This window comes from Vibrio aestuarianus (assembly GCF_028858425.1).
Taxonomy (GTDB): domain Bacteria; phylum Pseudomonadota; class Gammaproteobacteria; order Enterobacterales; family Vibrionaceae; genus Vibrio; species Vibrio aestuarianus.
In genome coordinates, this window is record NZ_JAKNYQ010000001.1 from 1,567,212 (window position 1) to 1,581,479 (window position 14,268).

Here is a 14,268-nt window from a genome sequence, read left to right on the forward strand (position 1 = left end):
ATTTTCTGTAATTTATTACATTTTAAGTGTGAGGTGAGACTTTGGTAGTTAAAGTGATTTTATATAATACTCTATTTATCAGTAGCTTATGCCTTTCCAGATAAAGTTCACCAATTGCTGCGGTTCGCATTTTACTGATCTGCACCTGTGATACTGGACACCCAACTAAGCAAGTTGCCATACTTCAGTTAATTCATGCTTTACTAAATTAGGGAAAATGCAACTTGGAAGTGTCCAGAAGTGAGCTGCTAACACTTTACTTTAGGTATATCTAACCACTTGGTCGTATATCGAGGGGTAAGCATTTCTCTTCGCATCCCCCATCTCTGCTCTATACCTTGAGAACCAATGAAAAGCGTATCAGTTCCGTACCTATTATTGAGGCTATCAAACACCGTCATTAACTTATCATTACTCGGAGTTTGATTTAGCAGATCTAATTGCTGATGTCGTCCGTCAACTAATTCGATTAATCCTACTCCAATCTTGTAGTAGCGCACTCCAGGCTTGAACAATTGTTTAGCTACATCGGATACTAGTTTGACAAGCTGGATTGAGTCAGAAGTGGGATAAGGAAAGCGATGAACGACACGGAAACTACAAGGCTTATCATCAAATGGTGAATTAGAAGCAAAGCACAACATCACTTTACACAGCGACTTTTGTTTACGTGCTTTACTGGCGGCGATAGCTGCATGTTTACTTAAAGCTTGTTCAAGCTCTTCAAGTTCTGTTATTCGTTTTCCGACACTACGAGTCGAGTAAATCTGCTTTTTATCTGCTCTAGCTGCATCCCAACCTTTGCAAGCAACACCATTCAACTCACGAACCGTTCTCTCTACCTCAACAGAGAATTCCCGTTGTGCTCTTTCTGGTGCGTACTGCGCCAAATCGTAAGCCGTATTTATACCCATATGTTTCAAACGAGCCGAAATACGTCTGCCAATTCCCCATACATCACCGACTTCTAATTTCTTCAATATCTCAATACGTTCTTTGTCATTGTCGATAACACAAACGCCCTGATAGCCTCGAATCTTTTTAGCTGCATGGTTAGCAATTTTGGCAAGGGTCAGCGTTGTACCCATGCCAACACAAACAGGTAAACGACATTCTTTCCAAACGGTTCGTCTAATTAAATTTCCATGCTCTTGCAAATCTTTGATTGCAGGGTATGTTCGATGGAAGGACAGGAAGGACTCATCAATAGAATAAATGTGCTGGTCAGGTGCAAATCGGCCGATGACTTCCATCATTTTTGCTGACAAATCAGAATAGAGCTCATAGTTAGAGGATAGTGCAATTACGCCTTTTACTTCACATAAAGCCTTGACTTCAAAATAAGGTTTGAACTTAGGTATTCCGGCTTCCTTTGCTTGACGATTAGCTGCTACTACACAGCCATCATTGTTTGATAGTACGACGAGAGGCTTGCCTCGCCACTCCGGACGAAAAACCTGCTCAGCACTACAGTAAAAAGAGTTGGCATCAATTAGCGCGTACATGCTTTACCACCAGAAGATAACAGGTAGCTTGGTCGGTGGCACCGAATTGAACGAATAACCACTCCTTCAATCGAAAAAGTATCTTGAGAACTAATGTAGACAGGCATCATAGTTTCATTTGCTGATAAGAGTAATCGACGTGTCATATCGATCATTTTACAAATGAACTCACCGTTATAATTAGCCACGATAACATCATGGTTTTGAACGGTGACATGTCGGTCGACAATCAACAAGTCACCATCAAAGATGCCAATTCCCTGCATAGATTCCCCCATTGCTTGCCCGATGAAAGTAGCACTAGGATGCTCAACTAGTAGTTCGTCAAGGCTCATTCCCAACTGAGCGTATTCCGCTGCTGGAGATTCAAAACCTGTAATACCTGCACTTGCAAGAATTGGAATAACTTTCATAAACTCAAAATAACTGTGCATGCATACAGTTATTCTGGGGCTAAATCGTATTGTCGTCAAGAACGGTAGAAGTAAAATAATGTACTTATGCACCAAAGCGTCTTTCAATGTTATTACGCAGCTTGCGAAACGCATGTTGCGTAATCAACTCAAAACAGCCCCATTCCTTTTCAGCGCAGATATAGTTAAGATTTTGGAAAAAGAATATTGACCAAGTTTTAGTAATGCGAAATGAGTCCAATGTATACGACCGAATATAGGGTGCCTGAACTGCATTTCGAAAGCGTTCAACCTGGCATATCTCAAAACAGGCTACAACTGCGTGATAAATGAACCACTTGGCGTGACTGGCAAGTATTTAGCGTAGAAGTCTAAGTAGGCTTGCTTTGGGTCGAGGTCTTTAAACTGTTCTGGGTACATTGCTTTAGCGTAGAACTGCAGCATCGCGCCATCGAGAATAGTACGACAAGCGCCGTGGTAAGCCGCATACATGCGGTTGTTCTTAACCGCGGCAATAGATGACCAGCCAATGCGCTGTTTAAATCCAGCTAAACGCTGTTTTGCAAGTTCTTCATCGACGCCTTGACCCATCACCATTGCATCATCAGAGCTGCCTGATTCATAACCTGTCATGACAATTACATCAGGGTTAGCAACGATAATTTGTTCTGGGTTGAGTTTACCCCACCATTCAACAAACGGCGCTGAAATATTGTCTCCACCCGCCATGGTAGCAATCGCACCCCACATATTTTTGCCGAAGGTATACCCGACTTCATTCACGCCAGCAGCACCATACTCGGTATAGACTTTTGGTTTTTCTAGGTTGGTAGACTCAAGTCGCTGAGTGATCATCTCTAGGTTTTGTTTGTATTCATTGGCGATTTTTTCTGCACGCTCTTCTTGACCAGTGATCACGCCAATCAGCTGTGTACTTTTCAGGTGGCGCTCCAAAGTTTGTGCGTTGTAATCGACTACAACCACAGAAATTCCCGCATCTTCGATACGTTCAATTTCTGAGCCAAGGCCTTTGTATTGCCAGTCAGCGAGCATCAGGACGTCTGGGTTTAGACTAATGACTTTTTCCGCAGAAAACGTATTGGTATCGACGCGACCAATTTCAGGAATTTTGTCAAGAGAAGGGCGGTGTTTAACGTAGAGCTTCCAGTTTGCAGAGCGTGCTTGCCAAATGTACTTAGACATCCCAACCACTTTGTCATACGCGGCTTCTGTACCAATGGCCATATAGTCTTCTGGATAGAAACCGACAACCGCGCGCTTGGCTGGTGCGTCGAAGGTAACCTCTCGACCTAGTATGTCGGTAACGGTGGTGATTTCTGCAAATGCCGAAGCACTGACAGTAAGTGCAGCAAAACTGAGTAGTGTTTTATACATGGTAACTTAGACTCTTTTCTATATGCCAGTGTCCACTGGGTCCTTTATCTTGGTTGCCGATAATAAGCTTTTTATTAATCTTTATGCAAATCATTATCATTTTTGTTAGTATGCTTTCTCAATTTAATACTCGGCGCGGTTTGTACTGAACAAGCGGCGATGCAGTAGAAAAAGAAAATCTATCCTTTAGGAAATCAGGTAGCGTTAAATGCAATCCGAAGCAGTGTTACAAGCCATTGAAAATCAGAGAAAGTATGAGCGGAAACGCTTTGTTGTACTGAGTGTTTTTTGTCTTATTTTGGTCATCTCTTTTGTGCTCGATATCATGACAGGGCCATCAATGTTGGATGCAAGTCGGGTTCTGTATGCGATTTTAGAGTTTATCGGCTTACCGTTTCAGGTTGATGCATCCACACAAGTCATTGTGACCAACTTACGTTTGCCGATTGCACTTATGGCGATTGTTGTCGGTGGTTCGCTCGGGGTTGGTGGCGCTGAGATGCAGACGTTGTTAAACAACTCGATGGCAAGTCCTTACACGCTAGGTATGGCTGCGGCTGCGGGCTTTGGTGCTGCAATTACGCTTTATTTCGGTTCATTGGGCTTAGATAGTAATTACGCTGTCCCGCTCGGTGCCTTCGTCTGCTGCATGCTTTCTGCGTGTTTTCTTTTCGCGTTGGCCTCAATGCGACATATCAGCTCAGGTCAGTTAATACTGGCGGGTATTGCATTATTATTTCTCTTTCAGTCGCTATTGTCGTTGGTGCAGTTTGTCTCGTCCCCAGAATTAAGTCAGCAAATCCTATTTTGGCTGTTCGGTAGCTTGTCGAAAGCCACGTGGGGGAACTTGTTGATCACCTCGTTAGTTGTGGTGGCTGGTGTTGCTTTGTTACTCAAAGATTCTTGGAAATTAACTGCCCTGCGTTTAGGTGAAGAGCGAGCAAAAAGTGTCGGTGTTAATGTCGCTAAGCTGCGCTTGAAAACATTATTTATCGTTGCCTTGATGACAGCAACGGTGACCAGTTTTGTTGGCATCATTGGATTTGTTGGTATTGTCGCGCCTAACATTGCCAAAATGTTGGTTGGCGAAGACCAGCGATTCTTCTTACCTCTTTCATTCCTAATCGGCGCGTTTCTTCTTTCTACTGCGTCTGTTCTTTCAAAAGTGATCGTGCCCGGTGCGCTGTTCCCAATCGGAATAGTGACCGCGATTATTGGCGTACCGTTCTTTTTTTGGTTGATTATCGCGAAGCGAGGGTAACGATGCTGACAGCTAAGCAAATTAACATTCAAATTGGTTCATTAAGTCTGGCTAAAAATATCGACTTTGAACTTAAGCCGGGTCAAGTAACCGCAATTCTAGGGCCAAACGGTACAGGTAAAAGTACGCTGCTTAAAGCATTGTTTGGTGACATCAAATTGGAGTCCGGTGTGGTCAATTATGGTGATAATTCGCTAACGCATAATTTGCTTTCACAGTGGCGAAGCCAGTTTGGCTATATGCCACAAGACATCAATCTAGACGTGAACCTAACAGCGATTGAAGTTGTGTTGCTTGGACAGTTAGACGCGTTGAGCTTGCGAGTGGGCAATGACACGCTGCATAAAGCGTTGGGAATATTAGACCAGATTGGACTTTCGCATTTGGCAAACAAAGATGTGAGCAAGCTAAGTGGTGGTCAACGGCAAATGATTCTCTTCGCACAGGCGTTAATGCGAGAGCCCAAAATCATGATGTTGGATGAGCCAGTCAGTGCGCTCGATCTTCACTATCAACACGTACTGCTTGAACATTTGGTAAGCCAGACTCGAGAACGAAAGTATGTAACGATCATGGTGTTACACGACCTTAATTTGGCTGCACAATATGCAGATAACTTGTTGGTACTGAAAAACGGACATCTGGTGGCAAGTGGTCATCCGAAAGCGATCTTAACGTCAGACCTTGTGCAGAGCATTTATGACGTTCAGGCTCAAGTGATTAACGACGAACACGGCGTGCCATTTATCCGTACTACGCGAGCGTATTAGCTCTGGTGAAGTGAAATAGTTGTAAAAAAGGCCTCTCATCAACTGCGATGAGGGGACGGAATACGGTTAAGTAACTAGCTCAAAAGTGCCTAGAACTTTTCTGCGTTTGAGACGGTGACTGTGAAGTCCCAGTGACACCAATTGTCCAACAGCCTGTTGGACAAATTAGTCAAAATCAAAAATGCCCCGAAGTTTGTTACGACTCACATATGAACGCGGCAAGTTTGAGGGGAGCTCAGTTAGCCTTTCAACCACCCAGAAACGACAAGAGCCACTAGAAGTGGCTCTATTACGCGCTACCTGCGATCAATACTCAATGAGCGGAAGAGAACAGGGCTATCGAATGTCCTCGGTGGGCTGCTTTGCAATTACGCCAAGTTCAAATTGATGCTATTACTTCTGGCCAGACAGTAAATAGCAGCTCAATGAAAAAGCAGAGATACCCGAGGCTCTCAGGAATAGTTTACAGCCGTGAACCAAATGGAACAAGCTTACTTTTGCCCCAAGACGTGTCTAGAGCGCATAACACCAACATGAGATTTATTTGTGCAACAAGCTGCTGCACAATTAGGAAATTGCCTGCTTCATGGAATGTCCAACAGGCTGTTGGACAAACTCCAATCCCAATTTTGCAACAACCTGTTGCAAAAATCACTATGAAACACTTCTGTCGGGTGGACGACACCTGTTACCAAGTGCCGTCTCCCTAAGAACCCAGCGTGCAACTTTCACTGCACTAGGCTCAAGCCTCCACGAAGGCATCGTTTGATACCCAGCAACTTATAGAGCAGTCGGAGCAGGTTCGTTCCAAGAGTTACGAGCTAGCCTTTTGGACTTCCTTTTAGCCAAGTATTCTTGGTATTGAGGGTCAAATGGAGTCGCTGCACTTCGGATTTTCACATGCCTTTCTATTGGCACTTTGGTTATTTGGAAGAGATTGAACTGGCAATCCATATCCATGATCTTCTGCCAACCGTGAAATTGCCATTGACCTTGACGGTTGATGAAGTATTTAAGCGCGATCCAAGTTCTGGATTTTGTTGGATGACGCCTTTTAGCCCAGTGCCATAACGTATGGAATAGCTTGTGACCTACATATCCGAATACCTGTTTCGCAACGCAGTGCCGATAGTAATTCGACCAGCCCCTGAGTTTCGGATTTATCAACTTGATTAAATCGTTAACAGGGATGGTTGCGTGCTTTTTGATGAGTTCGCGCAAGTTACTCAAGAACAGTAGTGTGTTGGATTTGCTCGGTTTAATGAGCAATTTCCCTTTGTACTTCCTATGATTAAAACCTAAGAAATCAAAACCACGGCTGATATGGGTAATGTGCGTTTTCTCTTCGGAGAGTGTTAAGCCTCTTTCTGCTAAGAAATCAGCAATCAACGGCTTGATATCGTTCTCCAGCACTTCCTTTGAAGCACAAGTGACGACGAAATCGTCGGCGTATCCAATAAAGTTGGCTCTTGCACCCTTTTTGAGTGCGGTAGACTTTATGCGTTGCTCAAGCCCTGCAAGAGTCATAAGCATCAAGGTCGGAGATATGACCCCACCTTGTGGTGTTCCCTCGTCAGTGTGATAGAACAACCCTTTGTCTATAAAACCAGACTTTAGCCATTGTTCCAACATACGTTTATCTACGGCAATGTTGTCCATAAGCCATTGATGTCCGATCTTGTCGAAACAGGCTTTGATGTCTCCCTCAAGAACCCATTGAGCTGATTTCTTTAATGCCAGACACTTGAAGCACTGTGCGACTGCATCGGCAGTGCTGCGGTTTGGTCTAAATCCATAGCTGTTAGGGTCGGCAAGTGTTTCTGATACAGGCTCCAGAGCAAGAAGATGAAGCGCTTGCTGCGCTCTATCGGCCATGCAGGGGATACCCAGTGGTCTGAGCTTGCCATTTTTCTTGGGGATGTAGATACGCTTGAGCGGTTTGGCTTGATAAGCTTTTCTGCTCAATTGATTGACTGCTTTCATGCGGCGCGTATCTGTATTCCAGATAACGCCATCAATTCCAGGCGTTTTACTGCCTTTATTTTGAGATACCCGCTTAACAGCAAGAAGTTTTGCTGATCGCGAGTGAGTCAGTATCCACTGCAACGCTTTCGCTTTGCTGTGTTTACCTTCTCGTGTTGCCTTTGCAATACGCATCTGAAGCTTTAAAACATGAGATTCAACGTCTTTCCAATTGGTGGATTGCCATTGAGCACTGTCAGGAGAGGCACTAATCTCTTTTGAAATCATCATTTGCGTTTCTCCTTGAATAAAGTTCTTCAAATTCTCTTGCAACGGAAGACCAGTCGGAAGTCAGCCCACTTTCGTGATCAGATATGAATCTGTATCTGCATCGTTACAATGCAGCCTTCGCTTTTTCCAACCTCCTATACCTGCATCACTATCGGCCACGAAGGCTTTCCCAGAGGGAGTGATACAGGCTTACCGTGTTCCGTATGTCGCGCAATGTCAGTGTAGATGCCCGCTATAGTGCGGAGAGTTCGACGATCACGAAAGAGCATGGGGCAATCTCTTTCCGACTCTCATGCCTTTTGGCCACAGCGTATTAACCACTTCCGCTGATTCATCATATAACGCACCTTATGCGGATTCACTTATGTTCATCATGCTGACTACCTAGCACTCACCCGATTGTGGTTATCAGGAGGATCGTTCTCTCGCGATTTAGATCCCGACTGGTGCATGACCAGCCTTCGTTACATTGTCAGACTCGCTACTTTATTCAGAGTCCTAGGTTCATCTGGTGATACAGATGGTTCACACATTAAGCGGTGAACAGCGCTTCATACGACCTCACGTCGCACGCCCCAAAGTGTGTTACAAAAACTTTGGGGCTTCAGTTGCTACGAAGGCATTATCTATAGGTAAAGGGACCCTCGATAAGCCTCAAGCAGATGGCTAAAGCGGTAAGTCAAATACAAATTGTGCGCTGACAATTTGTAAATCGTCAGAAACATTTTCCCACAGCAAGTCGATTTTCCCGTAGTCATTTCGGTTAAGGTTAATACCTATCCCGTAATTGAAATGAGTATTTTCATCTACATCGACAAGCTCTGATGCACCATCAATACTCGGCTCTATATAGCTAATCCCAAGCACTACGAAAGGGGCAAAGTTTTCTCCCCAAAGCTGGTTAATACGGTATTTTGCATTCACTCTAAACAAGTGATACTGAACATCAGTATTGGGGTAGCCGATAGCGTCTGATTCTAGTGTTGCCTCATTTAACCAGTTATAGCTTACATAGGTAGACAAATTCGAATCGAATTGGTAGCCGAAGCCAATACCAAAAGCAGGCTGGTACTTATCATCTTGTTTCCATTGTGTATCGCCTAAATCGGGAGATAAGTAAGACATCCCTAAATCAGCGTTAACGAAAAAAACCTTATCCTCATTACTATTGTCATTAGTCGATGCATTGGCGGATAACGCAACTGACGATAATGCTACTGCTAATAGACCTCTCCTAACTGAAGTTAGACGTCTATAGATGAGCAATAACAAAACCATCAAGCCAGAGTAACCTACTGAACCACCTACGACAGCTTTTCCTGAGCTAGCTTCCTCAGTTATCAGAGGTTCACCCGCCTTGACTTGCAAAGTCACTCTTTGAGGAAAACTGTGTGCGAGGTTTTGATCGACTGCGTCATAAAAAAACTCGTCAATACCTACAAAGTCAGCATCTGGTGTATAAGTGAAACTTCCATCAGAATTAAGTTGAAGCTGTCCATTAGAAACATCACTGTAAAGTCTTGATGTTAATCCCTGATAAAATGGCTCTGAACTATTTTGATCGTCTCTGTCATTGGCAAGAACCCCTGGACCATCAATAGTCAGCACTTCCGTTGTATGAAGGCTATAGGTATCTTGCTGAGTCGTTGGTCGAGTGTTGACTGGAATAGAGATCCAATTCGTTGATTGTATATCGATGTTTACTGCTGCCGTTTTCCCACCTAGATCATATTCGAAAGAATCGTGACCATAGTAACCGTCGTTGGGTGTATATAGGAATGCGCCATCTGCCTCGAGCATTAGAGTGCCGTGCAGAACATCTTTAGTTAAAGTGGCATCTAAACCTCCGGGCGTGGTGTCATTGGCTAGAACGCCATCAGCGCTATATTTGAGAATAGCGACACCCTCTTCGGTGGTATAGGTGTCATTATGAGGATAAAGCGATTCGTGCTTTTCATACGCACCAATATCAATGGCCCCACCTTGTGGACGAACTTCCTTAAGGTAATCGCTAGTGATTGGAGTGCCATCCACATAGTTCGCGGCTGCATTGTCACCCATATCAACAAGTGGCGCCGATAGCTCATTTGGAACAAAGCAGCGATTACGATTAAAGCAAGCAAGTGGATTTAGGTTCAAAGCTGTATCAGCTACGCCATTAGTAGAAAGGTAGTTATTTTTATTTACAGCCCTTGGGTACATTGCCGTGTCGTCCCAATCTGATGGAGAGACCAATGGCAGTGTATTGTTTTCAGGGTCCGTCGAAAAAATTAAGTTATTGTTTGCGATAAGTTGTGCCGAGCCCAAAAGGTCAATATGGGTCGCATTGAAAAGAGGGGGGAAGCCGCCTGAAGTTTGTGGTGTAAAGTACAAAGTACTATTAGTCAGTGTTAGATCGCCATCATCGACGCGTAAACTACGAGTGGGAACTGAGCTTCTGCCATCGAAAAGTGAGTTTGTTATTTCAACATTTGCTCTTTTAAAAGAAAGACCAGCAGCCGAAAATCCTGAAAAATACGAATCCTTTATGGTCGCTGTGCTTCGTTGAGCTGATACATGAGAAAGGACTCGAGATGAGCTTATCCCTTTGGGCCCAGTAGAGTTATCTGCTATGGCTGTGTTAGAGATAGTGAGATCGGTATTGAAAGTTAGAATAACCTCTTTACCGTTATTAACTCGGTTTTCAAAAATAAGACTGTCGTTGATGGTAAGGCTACCAACGCTTGGACCAGACAGATCTGTTGAGCCATGTAAAATCATGTTATAGGATCTGTCTTGGACTACGTTGTTAAACAATGCGACGTTGTTCAAAGTTACGTTCGCATTATCAGCATTGAGCACACTGCCTGTATGAGTCACTGCAATATTTTCGATAGTGACATCAATCACTCTTCCTGCAACATTCTTCGGGTTTACTCTAAAAAGTAATGAAGAGGGCTTGAGTACGGTCACACCAGAATCAAACGGGTAACCCGTATTGAGAAGGCCGCCAGATGTTATCCACCTTTGCTTGTCATCTATGACTACTCTATCATTGCCCAGTCCACGAATTATTACATCATCTTCAATAACAATCGGGTTAAAAGAGACACCACCGCCTGCTAGGCCAGGGTAGATAGGTGCGTTATTGCCAAAGGTCGCTGGAATTTCAACAATGTCTGGTCCAGGGTTTTGATTTGCTTGTTCAATCGCCCATCGCAAAGTCCCATTGCCTGTAGCGGCATTACTATTTACTTGATAAGTAGCTGAATAAGCGGAATTTGAAACGAGTAAGGTTGTCATTAAAGCGAGTAATTTATTCATACGGAACTCATCCTTTATCCATGTGTTTCATATTATTTACAGTACTTGATTTGTTATGAAAGTAAATGATTTGTTGACGTTTTTTTGTGTCCTTGAGTTAGCTAACGTGATTGTATTCGGTTGGTATTCAATCAAATGGCCCAAAAATGTTAAATTGTTGTCGACGCCTTGACAGTATTTAAACATAGTGAGGGTCGACATCGGCTTAAAGGAACATAAAGAATCATTGAGGATAATTATGGAATCTATCATCAAACAAGCAATCGAATTACGCAAAGAGTCTAAGTACCATGAATCAAGAGCCTTACTTAAAACACTATTAAACGATGAAACATTTGCTGCAAAGGCTCACTTGCAAATTGCTTGGTCATACGACAATGAGGGGAAAGAGCAAAAAGCGGTCGAGCATTATCTATCTTCTCTTTCTGGTTCATTATCGTCGGTAGAAAGGTTTGATGCTCTGTTCGGACTGGCGAGTACCTATCGAAGTCTAGGCATGTATCCGAAAGCGCTAAATTATTTCGAGCAAACTTTAACTGAGTACCCGAGTTATATTGAAGTTCAGCCTTTCTACGCTATGTGTCTTTACAATTTAGGACGTCATAAAGAAGCAACTTCATTGCTGCTCGAGCTTCTGGTATCAACTACGAACAGCGAGGCAATCAAAGCCTATCAGAGAGCGATTGCTTTATATGCTCAAGATTTAGATAAAACCTGGTAAAGGGATAGGTACGAAACAATCATCCCGTATTTATAGATTGTTTTTGAACATCACATCTAACAAGCTAATAAGATGGTACGCCCCACCCACACGCTAAACTTAACATTGTTAGGTTCAGTTAAATAAAGGTGACCATCATGACTACTATTCGCGTTATCGGTATCGATTTAGGAAAGAACACATTTCATCTTATCGGCCATGATTACTCAGGTAGAGAAGTCTTCAGAAAGAAGCTTAACAGACAAAAGCTGCTTCAATTATTATCAGTTCATGAACCTGTTATTGTTGCGATGGAAGCTTGTGGTGGCGCTCATTGGCTGGCGAGGCGGTGTGAGTCTTATGGACATCAAGTCAAATTGATTCCTGCTCAGTATGTTAAACCTTACGTAAAAACAAACAAAAATGACTTCATCGACGCTGATGCAATTGCAGAAGCGTCAATGCGTCCAAATATGCGTTTTGTCTCTCCAAAAAGTGAATTAGCTCAAGTATGTACAGTCGTCCGAAAAATCAGAGCAGGTTATCTCAAGGAAAGAACAGCGTGCATGAATAGGATTGGTTCAATTCTTCTAGAGTTTGGGATAAGTTTTCCTAGAGGGCATCACAACATGAAGAACCTATTTCAGTATTTGGCCGATAAAGAACCCGTTCCACCAATGTTAATTTTGGAGCTTAGAGAACAATTAGATCATTACAATCAATTGAATACATGGGTTAAAGAGCAGGAAAAGAAATTAGAAAACTTGCTGAAAGACGATGAATTGTTAACTCTTTTACAAAGTGTCCCAGGAATTGGGCCAATGACAGCTTCTTGTTGCTTGTCAACTGTAGGGAACCCTACCGATTTTGCTAATGGTCGTAATTTTTCTGCTTGGATTGGTTTAACGCCATATCAATATTCTACTGGTGGCAAATCAAGAATGCTCGGAATATCGAAACGAGGAAACAAAGAGCTTAGAGAACTATTCGTCCATGCTGCTAGGGCTGTTATCTGGAGAGATGGGACGGCTGAACGTTACTTTGGCTCTTGGCTTATTGACCTGAAACGACGGAAACCATTCAATGTTGCCCTTGTTGCTTTAGCAAACAAATTGGCTCGGATAGCATGGTCAGTAATGGTGACTCATAAAGCTTTTGAAATAAGAGTTTAAATCAGATTTGCAGATGATATATAAAGATGACAAAACGGTTAGACCACCAGATTGAAGACCTGATGGACAGAACAGCAACATAGAATGCTTTCACGCTTTTGAGGACAATCTGGCGCGGATCTCATCGTAGAGCTGGGACTAATGCAAGTCTCAAACAGACTCTGAATACATTAGCGCAAACCAACTCCGTTATTTTTGATTTATCACTTGCAAAACGGGGCGTACCATACATTTGTCCAGAATCGTGTTTGCGTGCCGTTGAGCAGATTTGTGCCGTTGAGCAGATTGTGAGCTGGCTGAAACATATTTGCCCCAAGACGTGTCTAGAGCGCATAACACCAACATGAGATTTATTTGTGCAACAAGCTGCTGCACAATTAGGAAATTGCCTGCTTCATGGAATGTCCAACAGGCTGTTGGACAAACTCCAATCCCAATTTTGCAACAACCTGTTGCAAAAATCACTATGAAACACTTCTGCCCCGAAGTGTGTTTCGAACAGTTGGCAATTTACAAGTAAGAATCTAGCTGTACCCAAGTTCTAGTAATAATATGAATCGACTCAATTATTCCTTGGGACTTCTCACTATAAAATGCCCTATGGGTGGGGGCGCGGTGACGGGTACGTGTTAGTTTCAACAATCTTTATTTTTTCTAAATGAAACGACCTTAGAACTAGTTCCTTTATTATTAAGATTTAACTCATCACATATAATCTTATATATTCTTGGTGATAAAGCGTTTCGATATGTCCAATCAGTGTGTTCATTTTTCATCTTTAGATCTCCTGTTAGGTTTGGAAATCTTTTTCCTAATTTATATTTGGTTATTAAGTTCGTAAGCTCCCAAGATGTATTAACGTGATTGTCTTTAGCAAAGCTAACCAATTCAATTAATTCGCTTTTTTCATATTCAGAAAGAAAATTGTACTTGTTTGAAAAGTTATCTTTCTCTTTTTTTAACTTAGCTTTCTGCGACATTTCTTCCGGGCTAGAGACTAGGGGGCGTTGAGTTGCTTTTTGTTTGTATTCATTTTCAAACCTCTCTATGACAGTATCAAAGTTACTAGTGTGATGAGTATTTTTCAAACTGGCTTGGTTTGTGTGAGCATTTTTGAGAGAGCCTACTAGGGGGAGTTTAGTGGGATTTTGTTCTTGTTCTCTTGCAGAACGCTCTAGGGCAGCTCGTAAGTTACTAGTATGATGAGAACTTTTCGATTTGGATTGGTTTGTTTTTCTATCCTCTTCTACTAATTCTTCAAGATAATGGTTAGTTTCGGTAGCAATAGTTTTTATAACCTCAGGGGTCTTAGAGGCAGCTTTAGATGCTAAGTAAATAATATTTTTAAAAAATGACATACAATTTTACCACGCTTGAGTTTCAGCTATTACTGCTAACAAATTGAATACATAGTTTGGGTGTATATATTGTTAAAAAATTATTATGCCCAATAGTAGAGTGCAATTGCTTAACATGTTTAGGGTTTAACTCGTGAC

General features: G+C 42.6%; 10 protein-coding genes. 4 read left to right on the forward strand and 6 right to left on the reverse strand.

The genetic code is table 11. The annotated features are described in order from the left end of the window. Nucleotides 1–248: 248 nt before the first annotated feature. From MCT08_RS07440 to MCT08_RS07450, 3 genes are all read right to left on the reverse strand, one after another. Nucleotides 249–1,505 carry a Y-family DNA polymerase gene (locus MCT08_RS07440; protein WP_274678149.1) on the reverse strand — a complete coding sequence of 419 codons (1,257 nt, stop codon included), beginning with the start codon at nucleotides 1,503–1,505 and terminating at the stop codon, nucleotides 249–251. Then, nucleotides 1,493–1,918: a LexA family protein gene (locus MCT08_RS07445; RefSeq protein WP_274678662.1), complete on the reverse strand. Its 426-nt coding sequence runs from the start codon at nucleotides 1,916–1,918 to the stop codon at nucleotides 1,493–1,495. The genes MCT08_RS07440 and MCT08_RS07445 overlap by 13 nt, the downstream gene beginning before the upstream one ends. 312 nt (nucleotides 1,919–2,230) lie before the next feature. After that, nucleotides 2,231–3,313, reverse strand: coding sequence for an ABC transporter substrate-binding protein (locus tag MCT08_RS07450; protein ID WP_274678150.1), 1,083 nt, complete (start codon nucleotides 3,311–3,313; stop codon nucleotides 2,231–2,233). 208 nt (nucleotides 3,314–3,521) lie between these two features. On the opposite strand from MCT08_RS07450, the gene MCT08_RS07455 reads away from it, so the two are divergent. Both MCT08_RS07455 and MCT08_RS07460 read left to right on the forward strand, forming a co-directional pair. Then, on the forward strand, nucleotides 3,522–4,574 hold the full coding sequence (locus MCT08_RS07455; RefSeq protein WP_274678151.1) for a FecCD family ABC transporter permease: 1,053 nt from the start codon (nucleotides 3,522–3,524) through the stop codon (nucleotides 4,572–4,574). Between the two features lie 2 nt (nucleotides 4,575–4,576). Continuing rightward, a complete protein-coding gene (locus MCT08_RS07460) occupies nucleotides 4,577–5,344 on the forward strand; it encodes an ABC transporter ATP-binding protein (protein ID WP_261927055.1) in 768 nt (255 codons plus the stop codon). Between the two features lie 780 nt (nucleotides 5,345–6,124). On the opposite strand, the gene ltrA is transcribed toward MCT08_RS07460, so the two are convergent. Beyond that, nucleotides 6,125–7,597 (reverse strand): group II intron reverse transcriptase/maturase, encoded by a 1,473-nt coding sequence (ltrA, locus tag MCT08_RS07465; RefSeq protein WP_274678152.1) that lies wholly within the window; start codon nucleotides 7,595–7,597, stop codon nucleotides 6,125–6,127. Between the two features lie 666 nt (nucleotides 7,598–8,263). Further along, on the reverse strand, nucleotides 8,264–10,900 hold the full coding sequence (locus tag MCT08_RS07470) for an Ig-like domain-containing protein (RefSeq protein ID WP_274678153.1): 2,637 nt from the start codon (nucleotides 10,898–10,900) through the stop codon (nucleotides 8,264–8,266). Nucleotides 10,901–11,138: 238 nt separating this feature from the next. Between MCT08_RS07470 and MCT08_RS07475 the strand changes: the two genes are divergently transcribed. Together MCT08_RS07475 and MCT08_RS07480 are read left to right on the forward strand one after the other, a co-directional pair. Further along, the gene (locus MCT08_RS07475) at nucleotides 11,139–11,621 is read left to right on the forward strand and encodes a tetratricopeptide repeat protein (RefSeq protein ID WP_274678154.1); all 483 of its coding nucleotides are present in this window, start codon (nucleotides 11,139–11,141) and stop codon (nucleotides 11,619–11,621) included. A 137-nt stretch (nucleotides 11,622–11,758) separates the two neighbouring features. Further along, on the forward strand, nucleotides 11,759–12,772 hold the full coding sequence (locus MCT08_RS07480) for an IS110 family RNA-guided transposase (RefSeq protein ID WP_274678155.1): 1,014 nt from the start codon (nucleotides 11,759–11,761) through the stop codon (nucleotides 12,770–12,772). Nucleotides 12,773–13,407: 635 nt separating this feature from the next. Here the strand turns inward: MCT08_RS07480 and MCT08_RS07485 are convergent. Beyond that, nucleotides 13,408–14,130: a hypothetical protein gene (locus tag MCT08_RS07485; protein WP_274678156.1), complete on the reverse strand. Its 723-nt coding sequence runs from the start codon at nucleotides 14,128–14,130 to the stop codon at nucleotides 13,408–13,410. Between the last annotated feature and the right edge of the window lie 138 nt (nucleotides 14,131–14,268).